Annotated in this window: 12 protein-coding genes; 3 read left to right on the forward strand and 9 right to left on the reverse strand. The window is 75.9% G+C overall.

Translation table 11 applies throughout. The features are described from left to right. Positions 1-52: 52 nt before the first annotated feature. Positions 53-358, reverse strand: a complete 306-nt coding sequence (locus tag ABT238_RS35295; RefSeq protein WP_350571253.1) for a WXG100 family type VII secretion target — start codon at positions 356-358, stop codon at positions 53-55. Between the two features lie 184 nt (positions 359-542). Further along, positions 543-2,219, reverse strand: coding sequence for a type VII secretion protein EccB (locus tag ABT238_RS35300; RefSeq protein WP_350571251.1), 1,677 nt, complete (start codon positions 2,217-2,219; stop codon positions 543-545). Positions 2,220-2,389: 170 nt separating this feature from the next. Between ABT238_RS35300 and eccE the strand changes: the two genes are divergently transcribed. The 3 genes from eccE to ABT238_RS35315 all read left to right on the forward strand — a co-directional run bounded on the left by eccE (position 2,390) and on the right by ABT238_RS35315 (position 6,942). Beyond that, the gene (eccE, locus tag ABT238_RS35305) at positions 2,390-3,805 is read left to right on the forward strand and encodes a type VII secretion protein EccE (protein WP_350571249.1); all 1,416 of its coding nucleotides are present in this window, start codon (positions 2,390-2,392) and stop codon (positions 3,803-3,805) included. Further along, on the forward strand, positions 3,805-4,575 hold the full coding sequence (locus ABT238_RS35310) for a hypothetical protein (protein ID WP_350571248.1): 771 nt from the start codon (positions 3,805-3,807) through the stop codon (positions 4,573-4,575). Before eccE ends, ABT238_RS35310 begins: the two co-directional genes overlap by 1 nt. Before the next feature lie 138 nt (positions 4,576-4,713). Next, on the forward strand, positions 4,714-6,942 hold the full coding sequence (locus tag ABT238_RS35315; protein ID WP_350804783.1) for a MinD/ParA family ATP-binding protein: 2,229 nt from the start codon (positions 4,714-4,716) through the stop codon (positions 6,940-6,942). Between the two features lie 62 nt (positions 6,943-7,004). On the opposite strand, the gene ABT238_RS35320 is transcribed toward ABT238_RS35315, so the two are convergent. The 7 genes from ABT238_RS35320 to infB form a co-directional block, all read right to left on the reverse strand. Next, the gene (locus ABT238_RS35320; RefSeq protein WP_350571244.1) at positions 7,005-7,949 is read right to left on the reverse strand and encodes a bifunctional riboflavin kinase/FAD synthetase; all 945 of its coding nucleotides are present in this window, start codon (positions 7,947-7,949) and stop codon (positions 7,005-7,007) included. Positions 7,950-8,014: 65 nt separating this feature from the next. Further along, entirely contained in the window at positions 8,015-11,734 is a 3,720-nt protein-coding gene (locus ABT238_RS35325; protein WP_350804789.1) for a trypsin-like peptidase domain-containing protein, read from the reverse strand. A gap of 192 nt (positions 11,735-11,926) precedes the next feature. After that, positions 11,927-12,832: a tRNA pseudouridine(55) synthase TruB gene (gene truB, locus ABT238_RS35330; RefSeq protein ID WP_350804793.1), complete on the reverse strand. Its 906-nt coding sequence runs from the start codon at positions 12,830-12,832 to the stop codon at positions 11,927-11,929. Between the two features lie 66 nt (positions 12,833-12,898). Then, on the reverse strand, positions 12,899-14,005 hold the full coding sequence (locus ABT238_RS35335) for a DHH family phosphoesterase (RefSeq protein WP_350571239.1): 1,107 nt from the start codon (positions 14,003-14,005) through the stop codon (positions 12,899-12,901). 2 nt (positions 14,006-14,007) lie between these two features. Beyond that, positions 14,008-14,451 (reverse strand): 30S ribosome-binding factor RbfA, encoded by a 444-nt coding sequence (rbfA, locus tag ABT238_RS35340; protein WP_350571237.1) that lies wholly within the window; start codon positions 14,449-14,451, stop codon positions 14,008-14,010. 151 nt (positions 14,452-14,602) lie between these two features. Next, complete coding sequence (locus ABT238_RS35345; RefSeq protein ID WP_350571236.1) at positions 14,603-14,899, reverse strand: DUF503 domain-containing protein; 297 nt, start codon at positions 14,897-14,899, stop codon at positions 14,603-14,605. A 133-nt stretch (positions 14,900-15,032) separates the two neighbouring features. Further along, on the reverse strand, positions 15,033-17,852 hold a 2,820-nt coding region (gene infB, locus ABT238_RS35350; RefSeq protein WP_502891493.1), incomplete at its 5' end, for a translation initiation factor IF-2.

The raw sequence follows: 17,852 nt of genomic DNA on the forward strand, positions 1-17,852 counted from the left end.
GCACCCGGTCAGCCCGGGTGCGCGTCGCGGGGTGAACGGACGGAGCCGGGGATCAGGCGCCGGAGGCGGCGGACCCGAAGATCGCCTGCTGGTCGGCGTCGGCCTGGGAGTACTTCTGGGTCGTGAGCTCGATCGCGTCCTTGATCGCGCGCAGCGACTTGTTGAGCTCCTGGGCGTCCGTGTTGAACTGGCCCTGGAGGTTGGTGTACGCCTGCGCGGCCTGGCCCTGCCAGCCGCCGGTGATCGAACCCACCAGGTTGTTCAGGCCGTTGATCTCGGTGTTGATCTGGTTGATGACCTCGTCCATGTGCTTGGCGAACGCCAGCATCTCCTGAGCGGTCGTCCTGAACTGAGCCATGCTCTACCGTCCCCCATGAGACAGACCTCGTGACCGGGGGGCGTCTCCGGCCCCCGGGCATCACCGGTGTGATGTCGTGCAGCACTGTAGTCGGCACACGCAGCTCACCCAACACTGGGCGACGGTCGGTTACCAAGCCATGACATCGCGACCAATTCCTTTGCACCGCCCAGCCCCAGGCTCCTCAGGCGTTCTGCTGCTGCGCCGCGCTCTTCGCGTTGAGCGCCGGCCCGGCCGGGACCAGGTTCGACCACTGCTGCGGCACCAGCGCCGGCTGCAGGCCCTGGTAGCCCAGCCGGGCCTGGTTGCCGCCCGCCTCCTCGGGCTGCGGCGGGCCGGAGGGCGTCGCCGGCTGGGCCGACGGGGTCTTCGGCGCCCCGCCCTGGCCGGCCGGCTGACCCGGCTGGGCCGGTGCGGTGGTCTGACCGCCCTTGCCGCCCTCGCTGCTGGCCGGCACCGCGTAGCGCAGCCCGGTCTCGGTGATCAGGAAGTCGGTGCCGGAGCCCTCCGCGGAGTTGTCCAGGGCGCGGTAGAACAGACCGTGACCGGGCGTCACGTGCGCGGTGGACGCGCCGTTGCTGTAGCGCACCGGGTAGTCCGGGCCGGCCCAGACGCTGCGCCGGGGCGTCCGGCCGTCCTCCGCCACCCCGTCGAAGGTGCTGCAGACCACCGGGCGGGCGTCCTTCGGCGCCTTCCAGTTGTTGGCCGGCGCGCCCGTGCTGACGGGCCAGTCGGCGGCGCCCGAGGCCATCAGCGGCACATCGCTGTTGACGGCGGCGTGCTCGGCCGGGGTCAGCGGGTCGATCCGCGGGCTCTTGTCGGCGTCCTGGTTGTACAGCGGCTGCAACGCCGGGTTCTGCCGGATGAGTTCGGCCTGGAACGGGGTGACCAGCAGCAGCTGGTTCTTGCCCACGACGTAGTGCTTCTCGCCGAACCGCACCAGCCGGCCGACCTTGCGGTCCGCCGGGTTCTGCAGCGGCACCGTGGAGTTGGCGGTCCTGGTGTCCGGGACCAGCCCGTCGATCTTCGGGAAGACGATGTCGTTGCCCGGCACGAGGGTCTCCAGCCAGTCCTTCTTCACCTTCTGCGGGGTGGCGGTCGCCCCGAAGATCGCCCACATCAGCTGGGAGCGGGTGGTGTCCGAGTCCTCCGGGCCGCCGATCGCGTGCTTGCGGCCCTTGTCGTCCACCAGGAACAGCCGCTGCTTGCCCTGGCCCGCTCCCTGGCCGGAGGCGGTCACCTGCGGGTCGTCCGCCTGCTGCACCAGCAGCGTCTGGCCGACGTCCAGCTTCCGGTCCTTGGCGCCGAGCGCCTCCGCGTCGGCGCCGCCCGCCACGAACACCGCCTGGTCGACGGTGCCGCCCTGCTCGTCGCCCGGGCGGTCGCAGACCGACCACTTCATCGGCCGGCTCGCGTTCTCCTTGCTCGGCAGCTTGTCCGGCGCGTACGGGATGCCGATCGTCGGACCGTGGTTGGGGTAGCGGTCCAGCACGCCGTCGTCGACCACCACGACCTTGGAGTCCACCGGCAGCACCAGCCGCGCCGAGGCCATGTTCAGCACCTGGTGCAGCCGCTTGGTCCTACCGTCCGGGTCGGTCAGCACCACGTACCGGGTGGTGCTCTGCTTGCCCTGGACGATGTACTTGCCCTCGTCCCAGCCCACCGGCGCGCTGGGCTTGAACACCCCCCAGAGACCGAAGCCGCCCACCACCAGGGCGCCGACTATCACGCTCGGCAGCACCGCCTTGACCGGCCGGGGCGCGTCCTCGTCGCTCCCCCCGCCACCGGGCAGCAGAAAGGCCGCGACCGTGCGCTTGCGGGCGAAGGTGTAGGCGTTCAGCTCGTCGCGGCGCGATGCCATCCTCGTCGTCTCCCCTGTCGGACCGTCCTGCCCCGTGCCCCGCACCCCCCGGGCGAGAACACGCTCGAACCCTCTACGATGCGGCAGCAGACGGTGAGTACGGTACGGGTACGGTTCACGCACCGGCCAGCCGGGCCGCGACAACCGAACCAGAGAGGGGCACTCGGGGGATGCCAAGCCAGACCGCTCCAGGGCGCCGGAGCACGGCACGGGGCAGCGGTGCGCGCCGCTCCGCACGACGCGGCCGGGCCGACACCGACGGCTCCCCCGCACCGGACCACGGCGCCCGCCCGGCCCGTTCCGGCGGCGGCGACGGCCCCGTCCCGGTGCGCGTCCATCCGCGGCCCGGACTGCTCGGCGGGCGGCTGAGGCTCCAGCAGCTCGTGCTGGTCGAGGTGGCGGTGGCGCTGGTCGCGGTCGGCTGGACGATCAGCCGGCCGGTCGCCGGCGGCTTCGGTGCCGTCGCGCTCGTCCTGGTCCTGCTCGCGATCGTGCCGCTGCGCGGACGCACCGTCCCGGAGGCGCTGCGGGTGCGTTCCGCGCTCAAGGCCCGCCGCAAGCGGGCCCGCGCGCACGTCCCGCCGCCCGGCACCGACCCGGCGCTCGCCCCCGCCCTGGAACTCGAACCCGCCCTGCGCACCTGCACCCACGCCACCGAGGCCGACTTCGGCGGCCGGCCGGTGCGCCGGGAGACCGGCATGGTCGGCGACGGCACCTTCCTCAGCGCGGTCCTGCTCGTCCAGGCCAAGGACCTGCCGCTGCGTCCGGCCCGCACCGCCCGGCCGCTGCCGCTGGACGTGCTCTGCTCCGCGCTGCGGGTCGACGACATCGCCCTGGAGTCGGTCCAGCTGGTCCAGCACACCCAGCCGGCGCCCGCGCCGCACCTGCCCGAGCAGTCGCTGGCCGCCCGCGCCTACCGCGAGCTCGCGGACGGCACCGCGACCCCCGCGCTGCGGCTCACCTGGGTGGCGCTCAAGCTCGACCCGGAACGGGCCGCCGGCGCGGTGCGCGCCCGCGGCGGCGGCGAGCAGGGCGCCCGCAAGGCGCTCCAGCGGGTCACCGACCAGCTCGCCGGGCGGCTGAACAGCGCCGGCTTCAACGTCACCGTGCTCGACGAGCGCGAGCTGATCGCCGCCCTGGCCATCTCCAGCTGCGTCAACCCGCTGGCCACCGCCGGGCGCCAGGGCAGCGGCAGCGGCGGCGGCAGCGGTCGGCGCACCCAGGAGACCAACCGGTTCTGGCGGGTCGACGACCGCTGGCACAGCACCTACTGGATCTCCCGCTGGCCGCAGCTCGGCCGCCCCGGCGGCGCCCCCGGCCGGATCGCCGTCCCCGACCTGGTCAACCTGGTCACCGGGGCGCCCGCGCTGGCCAGCACCTTCAGCCTGACGGCCGGTCACGGCACCGGCGGCTCGGTGGCGCTCAGCGGCCACCTCCGGGTGACCGGGCGCAGCGAGAGCGAGGCCGTCGAACTCGGCCGCCAGGTGGAGGCGCGGGCCCAGAGCACCGGGCTCGGCCTGACCCGGCTCGACCTGGAGCAGGCCCCCGGCGTCCTCGCCACCCTGCCCCTGGGAGGTGCTTCCTGATGGCGTACCGGACCCACCCCGTCGCCCCGCAGAGCGGCGCCGAGCCGCAGCCCCGGGTCCGGCCCCGGCTGCTGCCCGGCTTCGGGCTGCGCGGCCCGCGCCGGGAGAAGCACGTACTGGCCCTCGCGGAGCTGGAGGCGATGTCCTTCCCGGTCGGCGACGACGGCGTGCTGATCGGGGAGGACGTGCACCAGGCGCGCCCCGCCGTCCTCGGCCTGTTCCGGCCCAGCGCCCACGAGCTGGTGCTGGTCGGCGGTCTGTGGACGGCACAGGTCATCGCGCTGCGGGCGGCCGCCACCGGCGCGCGGATCGCCGTCGAGACCGCCCGCGCCCACCTCTGGGGCCCGATGGCGCAGGCCGCGGGCGGCGGGCAGCCGTGCGTGACGGTCCACCAGCCCGGCCGGCTCGGCCCGCAGGGCGCCTCGGTCGGTTCGCCGGTGCTCGTGGTGCGCGACCTCGGCGCCCGCCCGCCGCGCAGCCGGCTCTCCGCCACGCCCTGGCAGACCGTGCTGACGCTGGTTCCGCACCTGGGGCCGAACGCCGTCCGGGTGCTCAACTCGGCCGACCTGGTCGGGGTGCAGCGGGTGATGCCGGAGGAGGCCGAGCTGATCGGGCGGGTGCTCTCGCTCGGCCCGGGCGAGGTGGCCGCGCTGCCGTCGCTGCCGGACGACCTGACGCTGTGGACGACGCGGATGAACCGTCAGTACGTCCGGATCGTGGCGGGCCAGGCGGAACAGCAGGTCCTGGGCGGTCCGCGGCGCCTCGACTGACCCGCGCGGCCCCTCGGCGGCCCTTCCGCGGCCCTTCCGGAGATGCGGCACCGCCTTCAGCCGGGGGTGGCCCACGGCCTAGGCTGTGAGACGGCAACGGCACCGCGAACGTGCGGCGGCGAACACGAGGGAGCCTAGGTGAGCAGCGATCGGGACGGCGTCTACGTCGGCGACAACGCGGCGGAGGACGACGACGACTGGTCCGACGCGCCCGACTACACTCCCCCGTCCTGGTACGTGCAGACGGACGCCGCGGGCGCTCCGGCGCCGGCTCCGGGCGCGACCGCCGCGAGTGCCCAGGTGACGCCCCCTCCGGGCGATGCGGCCGCTCCGGCGGCGGCCGGGCCCGGCCCCGCGGCGGGGCCTGCCGCGGGGCCGCCGGCCGTCGCGCCGCCGACCGTTCCGGTTCAGCCGCAGGTCGAGGTCCCGGCTCCCGCCCAGACCGTGCCGCAGCCGCCGGTCCAGCCGCAGCCGGCCGAGGCCGCCGCGCCCGCCCCGGCTCCCGTTCCCACCCCCACCCCCGCGGCCGTCCCGGGCGTCGCCGGGCAGGCGCCGCACGCGCCTGCCGGGCCGGCCGCGCATGCCGTCCCCGTGCCGGTGCCGGAGCCCGCTCCGGCACCCGCGCCGCCGGTCGGCCAGGGCTGGCCGCTGGCCGACCCGTCGGCTCCCGCGCAGCCCGGCCCCGCCCAGCCGCAGGCCGCCGTCCCGGTGCCCCAGCCGTACCCGGGCCCCGCCCAGCCGCAGCCCTACCCCGCTGCTCCGGGCCAGCCGCAGCCCTACCCGCAGGACCCGGCCGCCTGGGCGGCCGCCCAACAGGCCCAGCAAGCCCAGCAGGCCCAACAGACGCCGCAGCCGGGCCAGCAGGCGCCGCAGCCTGGGCAGGCCCCCACCGCCGACCCGCGGGCCGGCGGCTGGCCGCAGACCAACGCCTACCAGCAGCCGGCGCAGCCCCAGCCCGGCGCCCCGCAGTGGCAACAGCCGCATTCCGCGCCGGTCGCGTTCCAGCAGTCCGGCGCCCCGCAGCAGACCGCGCACGGCGCGCCGCTCGGCTACACCGCCGCCGTCGAGCTGTCCTCGGACCGGCTGCTGCGCAGCCAGCCGAAGCAGCAGCGCCAGCAGCCGCGCTTCCAGTTCGGCGGCAAGGCGGCGGCCGCGGAGAAGGCCCGCAAGCTGGAGATCATCCGCACCCCGGTGCTCAGCTGCTACCGGATCGCGGTGATCAGCCTCAAGGGCGGCGTCGGCAAGACCACGACCACCACCGCCCTCGGCGCGACGCTGGCCAGCGAGCGCCAGGACAAGGTGATCGCGATCGACGCCAACCCGGACGCCGGCACCCTCGGCCGCCGGGTCAAGCGCCAGACCGGCGCCACCATCCGCGACCTGGTGACGGCCATCCCGCACCTGCGCAGCTACATGGACATCCGTCAGTTCACCTCGCAGGACCTGCACTCGGGCCTGGAGATCCTGGCGAACGACGTCGACCCGGCCGTGTCGACCACCTTCAACGACTCGGACTACCGCCAGGTCATCGACGTGCTGGGCCGCCAGTACCCGATCATCCTGACCGACTCCGGCACCGGTCTGCTGTACAGCGCGATGCGCGGGGTGCTCGACCTCGCCGACCAGCTGATCATCGTCTCCACGCCCAGCGTGGACGGCGCCTCGTCCGCCTCCACCACCCTGGACTGGCTCTCCGCGCACGGCTACGCCGACCTGGTGCAGCGGTCCATCACCGTGGTCTCCGGAGTCCGCGAGACGGCCAAGATGATCAAGGTCGAGGACATCGTCGCGCACTTCCAGACCCGCTGCCGGGGCGTGGTCGTGGTCCCGTTCGACGAGAGCCTGGCGGCCGGCGCCGAGGTCAACCTCGACATGATGCGGCCCAAGGTCCGCGAGGCGTACTTCGACCTGGCCACCCTGGTCGGCGAGGACATCATCCGGGCCCAGCAGGCCGCCGCCCAGCAGGCGAGCTGGCAGCAGCCCCAGCAGCAGGCGGCCCAGCCGCAGCCCCCGGCGCCGGGCTACCCGCAGCCGCAGCCCGGTCCGCAGGCCCAGCCGCCCTACGGCCAGCCGTACCCGTACGGCTACCCGCAGCAGCCCGGCCAGCCGGGCGTCCAGCCCGCGCCGGGGGCGCCGTGGGCCCCGCAGCCCGGCCAGGCCCCGCCGCCCCCGCCCGGCTACGGGTACCCGCCGCAGCACCCCGCGCCGCCCGCCTCCGCGTCCCCGGCACCGGCGCCCGCGCCGGAGTGGCAGCAGCCGGCCACCCCGCCGCCGCCCGGCTACGGCTACGGCCTGCCCGACGACAACCAGCAGCAGCCGCCGCCCGGCTACGGCTACCCGCCGCCCGCCCCGCCGCAACAGCAGTAGCAGCGCACGCCGAGGGCCCGCCGACCTCCCGGCCGGCGGGCCCTCGTGGTGTCCGGCGGCGGTCAGCCGGCCTCGGTCAGTTCGCGGGCGCGCTTCACGTCGTCGGCCATCCGGTCCAGCAGCGCCTCGATGGAGTCGAACTTCTCCATCCCGCGCAGGTAGACCAGGAAGTCCACCGCCACGTGCAGCCCGTACAGGTCCAGGCCGACCCGGTCGATGGCGTACGCCTCGACGGTGCGCGTGGTGCCGTCGAAGGTGGGGTTGGTGCCCACCGAGATCGCGGCCGGCATCCGCTCGCCGTCGGCCGTCAGCCAGCCCGCGTACACGCCGTCGGCCGGGATCGCGCTGTGCGGCACGGTCTCGACGTTGGCGGTCGGGTAGCCCAGCTCGCGGCCGCGCTGCGCGCCGCGCACCACCACGCCCTCCACCCGGTGCGGGCGGCCCAGCACCTCGGCCGCGCCGGCCACGTCGCCGGAGCCGACCAGCCGGCGGGTCAGCGTCGAGGAGAACGGCTCGCCGTCGCCCGCCGCGCCGCGCACCTGGAGGTCGACCACCTCGACGCCGCAGTCCGCGGCCCGGCCCAGCTCGGCCAGCAGCGTGACGTCGCCCGCCGCCCGGTGACCGAAACGGAAGTTCGGCCCCTCGACGACCAGGCAGGCGTGCAGCGCGTCCACCAGCACCTGCCGGAAGAACTCCTCCGGCGACTCCTTGGAGAACTCGGTGGTGAACGGCAGCACCAGCACCGCGTCCACGCCCAGCTCCTCGATGAGCTCCGCCCGGCGCGGCTGCGGGGCGAGCAGCGGCGGGTGGGTGCCCGGGCGGACCACCTCGCTCGGGTGCGGGTCGAACGTGACGACCACCGAGCGGACGCCCCGCTCGCGGGCGCGCTCGACCACCCGGTTGATGATCAGCTGGTGTCCGCGGTGGACCCCGTCGAACGAGCCGATGGTGACGACGCTGCGTCCCCAGTCATCGGGGATCTCCTCCAGGCCACGCCAGCGCTGCACCTGACCGCTCCTTGTTCCCTACGGCGCGTACCGTCCGTACGCTCAAACGCTCAAAACCCGAACCCCTATAGCGTGCCATGCGCCTGTCCGGAGTTCGGCACCGGAAGGCAGGTTGAGCGCTCCGTCGGGTTCCGGGGCCCGGTCGCGGGCGTCCGCGGCGCCCCGGAACCGCCCGCGCGCTCGGCCTCCGCCGCCGCGTACTGCGGGTCCCGCCCGGCCGCCACCAGGGCGCGCAGCCGGTCCAGCCGCGGCCCCACCGGGCGCGCCGGGCGTTCGTCCCCCGGCCAGCGCGCCAGCAGCGCGGCGAAGGCCGCCGACCGCCCCGCGCAGCGCACCAGCAGCCCGTCGGCGTCCGGCAGCCCGGCCGCCGCCCGCACCAGCACCGCGCGGGCCCGTGCCGGCCGCTCGGCCGCGCAGTGCTCGGCCAGCCCGGCGACGGCGGCGGCCAGCACCTCCGGATCTCCCTCGGTGGCCAGCAGGGTGTCCAGCAGCTCGCAGCGCAGGGCGTCCGCCACCGGGTCGGGCACCGGACGGGACAGCACCTCGGCGAACGGCCGGCGCACGGCCACCGCGCGGGCCGCTAGGGCGCTGTTCAGCAGCACCCGCAGCTCCAGCCGGGCCACCGCCCCCTCCACCGTCCCGTGCGCCAGCCGGCGGCCCAGGTAGTCGACGGCGACCGGACCGGCCAGCCCCGGCCGTTCGCGCAGCAGCCGGGCCGCCAGCTCCGCGGCGCAGCGCACGGCCAGCGGCGCCCGGGCGTCGGCCAGCACCCGCAGCGTCCCGGCCACCGGCGCGCCGGCCGGGTCCGCGGCGGCCGGACCGCCCAGCCGGTCCGCCAGCGCCGCGAGGACCTGCTCCGGGTGGCTCTCCAGCGCCGGGGCCAGCGCCCGCGCGGTCAGGAACGGGTCCTCGCCGCGCCGGTAGACGGCCAGCGCCGCCGGCAGGTGCCCGGCCCGGCTGCGCCCGTCCCGCAGCAGCAGGGCGAGCGCGGCGCCGTGCAGGGCCGGCTCGTCCTCCCGGTCCAGCAGGGCCAGCGCGGTGAACCGCAGCAGTTCCGGCCCGGCGCCGCGCGCGTACGGGGCGGTGCGCAGCGCGTGCACCGCGGCGGCGACGTGCCGTTCGGGCCGGGGGTCGTGGCTCCAGCGGTCGACCGCGCGGCAGAGCGCCGAGGGCTCCTCGACGGCGAGCACGGCCAGCAGGGCGTCCGCCCGCGGGTGCGCGGCCCCGGCCAGCGCCTCGGTCAACTCGTCCAGGGCCAGCGCCCGGTGGGCGAACAGCAGGTCGTGCGCGAGATCGGCGACGGTGACCCCGGGGCGGCCGGGCAGACCGCGCGGATCGTCGAACCAGGCGCACAGCGACGGCAGCACGCCCGGCGGGTCGGCGCGCAGCCGGGCGGCCACCGCGGCGAGGAACGGCCGGTCCGGCCCGTCGGCGGCCACCAGCCTCCGGTACAGGGCGAGTTCCTGCTCCGCCGGCAGGCCGAGCCCGGCCCAGAACGCCGGACCGAACCCGCCCAGCCCCGGCACCGGCAGCCGCTCGAACCCACCCGCGGCGGCCGCCCGCTCGACGATCCGGTCGGCCAACTGCTCCAGCAGCGCGCGGTGTTCGCCGATGCCGGGGCTGGCCACCAGCCCCGCGGTGAGCAGCGCGCCGGCCCACCAGCCGGGTTCGCTGCCCGGGGGGCGCAGGTCCACGGCCCGCCAGAGCCGGTGCAGCCACGGATCCAGCGCCGGCGCGCCCCAGGTCTCGCCGATCCGCCGGAGCGCGGCGGCCACCGGTCCGATCCGGTGCCGCGGCACCAGGACGCCCGGGCCGGGCGTCCTGCTCCCCGCCCACCCGCCGGCGGCCCCGGCGGGCACCGGCGGCGTGTCCTCGGCCTCGCCGAGCAGCAGCCGCAGCGCCGCGTCCAGGTCCAGGTGCAGACCCTGCAGCCAGTCCGCGAACTCCCCGTGCGCGAAGCGGTGGCCCGGCCCGGCCGGGACGAACAGCCCCTCCGCCAGCACCGCCGTCGCCCAGCCGCCGGCCGCCGGGAACAGCTCCTCGAACGCGGCCCGGTCCAGGCCCCCCTCCCCGGCGCCGAGCATCCGCCGCGCCGCCTCGTGCACCCGCCCGGCCACCGCCGCCGCCGTGCGCCGCACCCGCCCGGTGTCCTCCCCGGCCGGCCGGACGGCGCCCCGCCGGTGGGCCCCCGGCCGCCGGGTGCGGCCGTCCCCGGCGAGCCGCTGGGCCACCCGCAGGCAGCACAGGTCGAGGTGGGCCGCGAACAGCTCGCCGCGGCGCACCGGCGCACCGCGCAGCCCCTGCGCCCACAGCTCCCCCGCCAGCCGGAGCGCCAGCGGGTGCCGGGCGTCCTCCCCCGCCGGTGTGCCCGGCGGCAGGCCGTAGCGCCGGCGCACCCGGTCGGCCGCCTCGGCGGGCAGCGGACCGAGCCGGCGGACCACCACCCGCACCGCCCCCGCCCGCTGCCGCGCGCCGGCGACCGGCACCAGGAAGTCGCCCGCCGTCCCGCCCGGTGCCAGCGCTTCCCAGCCCTCCTCCCCGCAGACGGCCAGCAGCCGCGCCCCGGCCGCCGCCAGCCAGCCCGCCGAGGTCCGCAGCCAGTCCGCGTCGAGCGGCACCGGCGCCTCCTCCGGGCCGTCCAGCACCACCAGCAGCGGCCGCCCGGCCGCCGCGCAGAGCGCCGCCACCGCCGCCGCCCCGGGCAGCGGCACCTCCAGTCCGGCCGCCGCCGAGGCGAGCGCGCGTTCCACCGCGCCCGCGAGCGAGAGGTCACCGGCCGGCAGGTCGGCCCCGCGCAACCAGAGCGTGGGCTGCGGCCGCTCCCCGGTGCCGCGCCGTACCGCCACGGCCGCCGCCTCGGTGCTGCGCCCCGACCCGGCCGCTCCCACCAGCGCCACCACCCCGGCCTGCGGCCCGCAACTGTCCGTGCTCCCCGCCACCAGGAGATCGGCCCACTCGGCCAGGCCGTCGGGGCGGTCCACCCGGTCGGCGGCCAGGGCGGCCACCCGGCCGGGGCCCGCGCCCGCCGCCGTGAGCTGGGCGGCGGTGAGCCGCAGCACCCCGGCCGGGTTGAGGGCGCTTCCGTACCCGGGCACCTCGGCCGCGTTGCGTGCCAGCGCCTCGGCGAGCGCCGGATCGTCCGCCCCGGCGCCCCGGACCGGGACGGCGGTCGGCGGCCCCGGCCGTCCGGGGGCCCGCAGGCCGGGCGCGACCACGGCGACCACCGCGCCGCTGCCCGCGTCCAGCACCGGCGCCCCGGCCGGGACGGCCGCCGCGTCCGCCGCCGAGGGCACGTCGAGCAGCAGCACGCCGCCGATCAGGTGGAAGCGGTCGGCCTGCGGGTACACCGCCCCGGTGGTCGCGGCGGCGCCGCAGCGCAGCAGCACCGTCCGCCCGTCCGCACGCCCCTCGCCCCGCACCGGGACGGGTACCAGCAGTACCTCGCCGCCGTCGGCCCGCGGCGGCGCCGCGAGGGGCAGCGGCGGGACGGGCAGCCCGCCGGCCGGGCCGGTGCTCAGCAGGGCGAGCCCGTGCCCGGGCAGCGGCCGGACGTGCTCCGGGCCCACCACCCGGGTCTGTCCGCCGTGGAGGTGCAGCACCACCCCGTCGAGGCCCGCGACGGCCTCGTGGGCGGTGAGGACGGTGCCCTGCCGGTCCACGACGAAGCCGAGCCCGCGCAACCGCCCGTCCCGGTCGCGGATCCGCAGCAGCGAGCGGCCCGCGTCGCCCGCCGCGCCGGCGTCGTCCTCCCCCGGAAAGCCCCTGAAGCCCCGCAGTCCCGGCATGCCCGCAGCCCTCCCCGCAGGGCCGGCCGGCCCGGGAGTGGACGCGTCGCGGCGACCTGCTCGCCGCCGGGGAGCCTGCCCGGCGCGAGCGCGGACCGACCGCGCCCGCGCCGTTCACGACCTCGGTTCACCTCGCGCGCTCCCCCGTACGGGTGAAGCTTCTTGAGGGTACGGACGGCGCGCCGGCCCCGGTCAGCCGACGAAGACGGCGACCGGGCGGGCCTGGCCGCCCTTCTCCTCCACCAGGGCCAGGAAGGTGCCGTCCGGCCCGAACACCGCGATCGGCCCGTCCACGCCCAGCCCGGGCGCCTTCAGCCGGGCGCCGTGCGAGAGCTGCTTCGCCTGGTCGGCGTCGAGGTCCCAGCGCGGGAAGGCGGCCGCCGCGGCCTCGGCGATCGGCAGCACCTCCAGCTTCTCCTCCAGCTGCTCCAGGGTGCGCGCCGACTCCACCCCGTACGGCCCGACCTTGGTGCGCCGCAGCGCCGTGAGGTGGCCGCCGACGCCGAGCCCGGCGCCGAGGTCCCGGGCGAGCGCCCGGATGTAGGTGCCGGAGGAGCACTCCACGGTCACGTCGAGGTCGATCACCGGCGTGCCGTCCTCCGCCACCGCCGCGCGCTGCTCGTGCACGGTGAACGCGTGGATGGTGGTCGGCCGGGCGGCGAGCTCGAAGTCCTCGCCCTCGCGCACCCGCGCGTATGACCGCTTGCCGTCGATCTTGATCGCGCTGACCTTGGACGGCACCTGCATGATCTCGCCGGTGAGCGCGGCGATCCCGGCGTCGATCGCCTCCCGGCTCACCGCGTCGGCCGGGGCCGAGGAGGTGACCTCGCCCTCCCGGTCGTCGGTGACGGTGGTCTGGCCGAGCCGGATGGTCGCCTCGTAGGTCTTGGCGGTGAGCATCAGATGGCCGAGCAGCCGGGTGGCCCGCTCGACGCCGATGACCAGCACGCCGGTGGCCATCGGGTCGAGGGTGCCGGCGTGGCCGACCTTCCGCGTCCCGGCCAGCCACCGCAGCTTGGCGACCACCCCGTGCGAGGTGATGCCCTCCGGCTTGTCCACGATGACCAGGCCGTCCGGGCCGGTGCCTTTGCGCTTCATCAAGTTCTCTCTGTCAAAGCCCTGCAAACATCAACCGCACCGCCAAACTACCGAACCCGGGCGCGGCTACCGAACCCGCAGCGCGGCCCGGAAGCGGTCCACCACCGCGGTGACGTCCTCCCGGGCGGAGAAGCCGGCCGCGAAGACGTGCCCGCCACCGCCCAGCTCGGCGCAGGCGGCCGCGACGTCCACCGCGCCCTTGGAGCGCGAGGAGCCGCGCAGCGTGCCGTCCGGGTCCTGCTTGAGCACCAGCGCCACCTCGGCCTCGGCCGGGCGGCGCAGGATGTCGATCAGGCCCTCGATCTCCTCGACGGTCACGCTGAACAGCACCAGGTCCTGGTACGGCACCCAGGTCCACACCAGACCCAGCCCGCCCGCCGCCCGCGGCTCGTAGACGGCCCGGTCGAGCGCGCCGGCCAGCACCTTGAGGTAGCCGAAGGAGGAGGTGTCCCACAGCTGCCGGGCGATGAGGTCGTGCCGGATGCCGGTGGCGAGCAGCCGCGCGGCGAGCTCGTGGGTCGCCGGGGTGGTGGCCCGGTACTTGAACGAACCGGTGTCGGTGGCGACACCGGTGTAGAGGCAGGTGGCCAGGTCCTGGTCCAGCTCGACGCCGAGCCGGCGCAGCAGCTCGTCCACCAGGACGGCGGTGGCCGGGGCGCTCGGGTCGATCAACTGGTGGGTGCCGAAGCCGGGGTTGGAGGCGTGGTGGTCCAGGACGGCCAGCACCGGCGCGGCGAAGGCCTTGTCGTGCAGCAGGCCGAGCCGGCTCCGCGCCGCGACGTCGAAGCAGAGCACCAGCTCGGGGGTGTCGGGCACCGCCTCGGCCGGCACGATCAGCTCCTGGCCGGGCAGGAAGGCCAGCGACTCGGGGACGATCTGCGGGTCGTCGCCGAAGGAGACCCGGACCTCCTTGCCGAGCCCGCGCAGGGCCAGCCCGGCCGCCAGCGCGGAGCCGAGCGCGTCGCCGTCCGGGCAGATGTGGCAGATCAGGTCGACCGAACGGGCCCGCCCGATCTCCGCGACCACCTGCTGCCAGACCAGCTCGAACCCGCTCTCCTCGGCGCGGGGTCCGGGAAGCACCGCGAGGGCGTCCTCCACCGTGTCGGTGGAGGACGCCCCCGTGGTCGAACCGGTACCGGCCGCGGAACCGGCCGCCGCCGGCTCACCCGCCATGACTACTCGTCCTCGTCGTCACGCTCGGACGCCGGAACCTTGTACGGGTCCGCGTCGCCGGCGTAGGTCGCGCCCGCGGCGGTGGTGCGCACCGCGGCGTCGATGGCCCGGGCCCGGTCGAGCAGGTCGTCGATGTTCCGGGCGTTCTCCGGCAGCGCGTCCGCGACGAAGGTCAGCGTCGGGGTGAAGCGCACCCCGGTCTGCTTGCCGACCTCCGAGCGGAGCACGCCCTTGGCGCTCTCCAGCGCGGCGGCCGTGGCCTCGCGCTCGGTGTCGTCACCGAAGACGGTGTAGAAGACGGTGGCCTCGCGCAGATCGCCGGTCACCCGCGCGTCGGTGATGGTCACGAACCCGAGCCGCGGGTCCTTGATCCGGCGCTCCAGGGTCTGGGCGACGACCACCTGGATGCGGTCGGCGAGCTTGCGCGCCCTTGCGGTGTCGGTCACGTTGCCTCCTCGTGCAGTGGGCCTGGTACCCGGGCGTGCTGCGCACCCGTCGGGGCCCCTGCCCCAAAGTACCGGCCCGCGCCCAGCCTTGTGGGCGCTCTCGGTCCTGATCCGTGTGAGAACGGCGACTCGCGCCGCCGCTCCACGGCTCTCATTCGTCGTCGTCGTTGTGGTAGCGCCTCCTGGCGGAGAGCAGCTGAACCTCGGGGCGGCCGGCGACCAACCGCTCACAGCTGTCCAGGACCTCGGTGACGTACCCGGCCTCGCCGGCCACCACCGCCAGGCCGATCTCGGCCCGCCGGTGCAGGTCCTGGTTCCCGGTCTCGGCAGCGCACACGCTGTACTTGCGCTGCAGTTCGGCCACGATGGGCCGCACGATCGACCGCTTCTCCTTGAGCGACCGGACGTCGCCCAGGAGCAGGTCGAAGGTGAGTGTTCCCACGAACATGTGTGACAGGTCTCGCCGACCTGAAGGCCTCGGGGAGCGGTCCCGAACCGGACCGCTCCCCGGACCCTACACAGCAGGACCGGGGCCGGTCGACGGAAATTCCACCCGTCGACCGGCCCCGGCAGCCACCCGCTTACGCGCGCGGCTTCTCGCGCATCTCGTAGGTCTCGATGATGTCCTCGACCTTGATGTCGTTGAACGAGCCCAGGGTCACACCGGCCTCGAAGCCCTCGCGGACCTCGGTCGCGTCGTCCTTGAAGCGGCGCAGACCCTCGATGGAGAGGTTCTCCGCCACGACCTTGCCGTCGCGCAGCAGGCGGGCCTTGGCGTTGCGGCGGATGATGCCGTCGCGGACCAGGACACCGGCGATGTTGCCGAACTTGGAGGAGCGGAAGACCTCGCGGATCTCCGCGGCGCCGAGGCGCACCTCCTCGTACTCCGGCTTGAGCATGCCCTTGAGGGCGTTCTCGATCTCCTCGATCGCCTGGTAGATGACCGAGTAGTACCGGACGTCCACGCCTTCCTTCTCGGCCGCGGCGCGCGCACGACCCTCGGCGCGCACGTTGAAGCCGATGATGATGGCGTCCGAGCCCATCGCCAGGTCCACGTCGGACTCGGTGATGGCACCCACACCGCGGTGCAGGACCCGGAGCTCGACCTCCTCACCCACGTCCAGCTTGACGAGGGCGTCCTCAAGGGCCTCGACCGAACCGGAGACGTCACCCTTGATGATGAGGTTGAGCTGCTCGATGGAGCCGGCGGCGATGGCCTTGTCCAGGTCCTCCAGGGACACCCGGACGCGACGCTGCGCGAAGGCGGCGTTGCGGTCGCGGGCCGAGCGCTTCTCGGCGATCTGGCGGGCGGTGCGGTCCTCGTCGACGACGATGAAGCTGTCGCCGGCGCGGGGCACCGAGGTCAGACCGAGCAGCAGCACCGGGCGGGACGGGCCGGCCTCGGCGAGGCTGTTGCCGTTCTCGTCCAGCATCGCGCGGACGCGGCCGTAGGCGTCGCCGACCACGATCGAGTCACCCACGCGGAGGGTACCGCGCTGCACGAGCACGGTCGCCATGGCGCCGCGGCCCTTGTCGAGGTGGGCCTCGATCGCGATGCCCTGCGCGTCCTGCTCGGGGTTGGCCCGCAGGTCGAGCGAGGCGTCCGCGGTCAGGACCACGGCCTCCAGCAGCTGGTCGATGTGCAGACCCTGGCGCGCGGAGATGTCGACGAACATGGTGTCGCCGCCGTACTCCTCGGCCACCAGACCGAACTCGGTCAGCTGACCGCGGACCTTGGTCGGGTCGGCGCCCTCGACGTCGATCTTGTTGACGGCGACCACGATCGGCACACCGGCGGCCTTGGCGTGGTTCAGCGCCTCGACCGTCTGCGGCATGACACCGTCGTTGGCCGCGACCACCAGGATCGCGATGTCGGTGGACTTGGCACCACGGGCACGCATGGCGGAGAACGCCTCGTGACCCGGGGTGTCGAGGAAGGTGATCGGGCGCTGCTCGCCGTTCACCTCGGTGACCACCTGGTACGCACCGATGTGCTGGGTGATGCCACCGGCCTCGCCGGCCACCACGTTGGACTTGCGGATGGCGTCCAGCAGGCGGGTCTTACCGTGGTCGACGTGACCCATGACGGTGACGACCGGCGGGCGCGGGGCCAGCTGGTCCTCGTCGCCCTCGTTGGCACCGAAGTCGATGTCGAACGACTCCAGCAGCTCGCGGTCCTCGTCGTCCCGGCTGACGATCTCGAGCTGGAAGCCCATCTCGTCGGCCAGCAACTGCAGCGTCGCGTCGGAGACCGACTGCGTCGCGGTGACCATCTCACCGAGGTTGAACATGACGGAGACGAGCGCGGCCGGGTTGGCGTTGATCTTCTCCGCGAAGTCCATCAGCGAGGCGCCGCTCGACAGGCGAACGGTCTGGCCGTTGCCGCGAGGCAGCATCACACCGCCGACGGACGGGGCCTGCATGGCCTCGTACTCCTGGCGCTTCGCCCGCTTCGACTTGCGACCACGGGCCGGACGGCCACCGGGGCCACGGCCGAAGGCACCCTGCGTGCCACCACGGGCACCCGGGCCACCGGGACGGCCGCCGAAGCCACCCGGACGCGGACCGAAGCCACCGCCGCCGCCCGGGGCACCGCCACCGGGACGGGGGCCGCCGAAGCCGCCACCGGCCGGACGCGAGCCCGGACCGGCCGGACGGCCCTGGAAGCCCGGACGGGCGCCACCGGCACCCGGACCACCCGGACGGCCACCGGGGCCACCCGGACCGCGGCCACCCGGGCCGGGACGCGGGCCCGGACCGGCCGGACGCTGCGGCATCATGCCCGGGTTCGGACGCGGCATGCCCGACGGGGTCGGACGCGGGCCGGCCGGACGCGGCATGCCGTCGGGGCGCGGAGCACCGGCACCCGGGGCACCCGGAGCGGCCGGACGCGGCGCGCCACCGGGACGCGGGGCGCCACCCGGACGGGGGGCACCGGCGCCGGGGGCACCCTGGCCACCCGGACGGGGACGGTCGCCACCCGGACGCGGGGCACCGGCGCCGGGGGCACCCTGGCCACCCGGACGCGGACGGTCGCCACCCGGACGCGGACGGTCGCCGCCCTGGCCGGCCGGCGCACCCGGACGCCCACCCGGCGCGCCGGGACGGCGGTCGCCGGGGCGGGCCATACCGGTGGCGCTGCCCGAGGTGAACGGGTTGTTGCCCGGACGCGGACCGGCCGGACGCGGGCCCGGACGGGCACCGCCGGTGGCGGCACCGGCCGGACGCGGGGCCTGGGCGGCCGGGCGCTGGGCCTGGGTCTCACCGGCCACGGGGGCCGGCGAGGAGAACTCGGCCGCCGGAGCGGCCGGAGCCGCGGCGGGGCCCTGGTCCGCTCGGTGTCCTCGGTCCGGTCGAAGACCCAGTAGAGCACCACGACCATCAGGTGCAGCCACAGCACG

This window comes from Kitasatospora sp. NPDC001527, assembly GCF_040298605.1.
Classification (GTDB): domain Bacteria; phylum Actinomycetota; class Actinomycetes; order Streptomycetales; family Streptomycetaceae; genus Kitasatospora.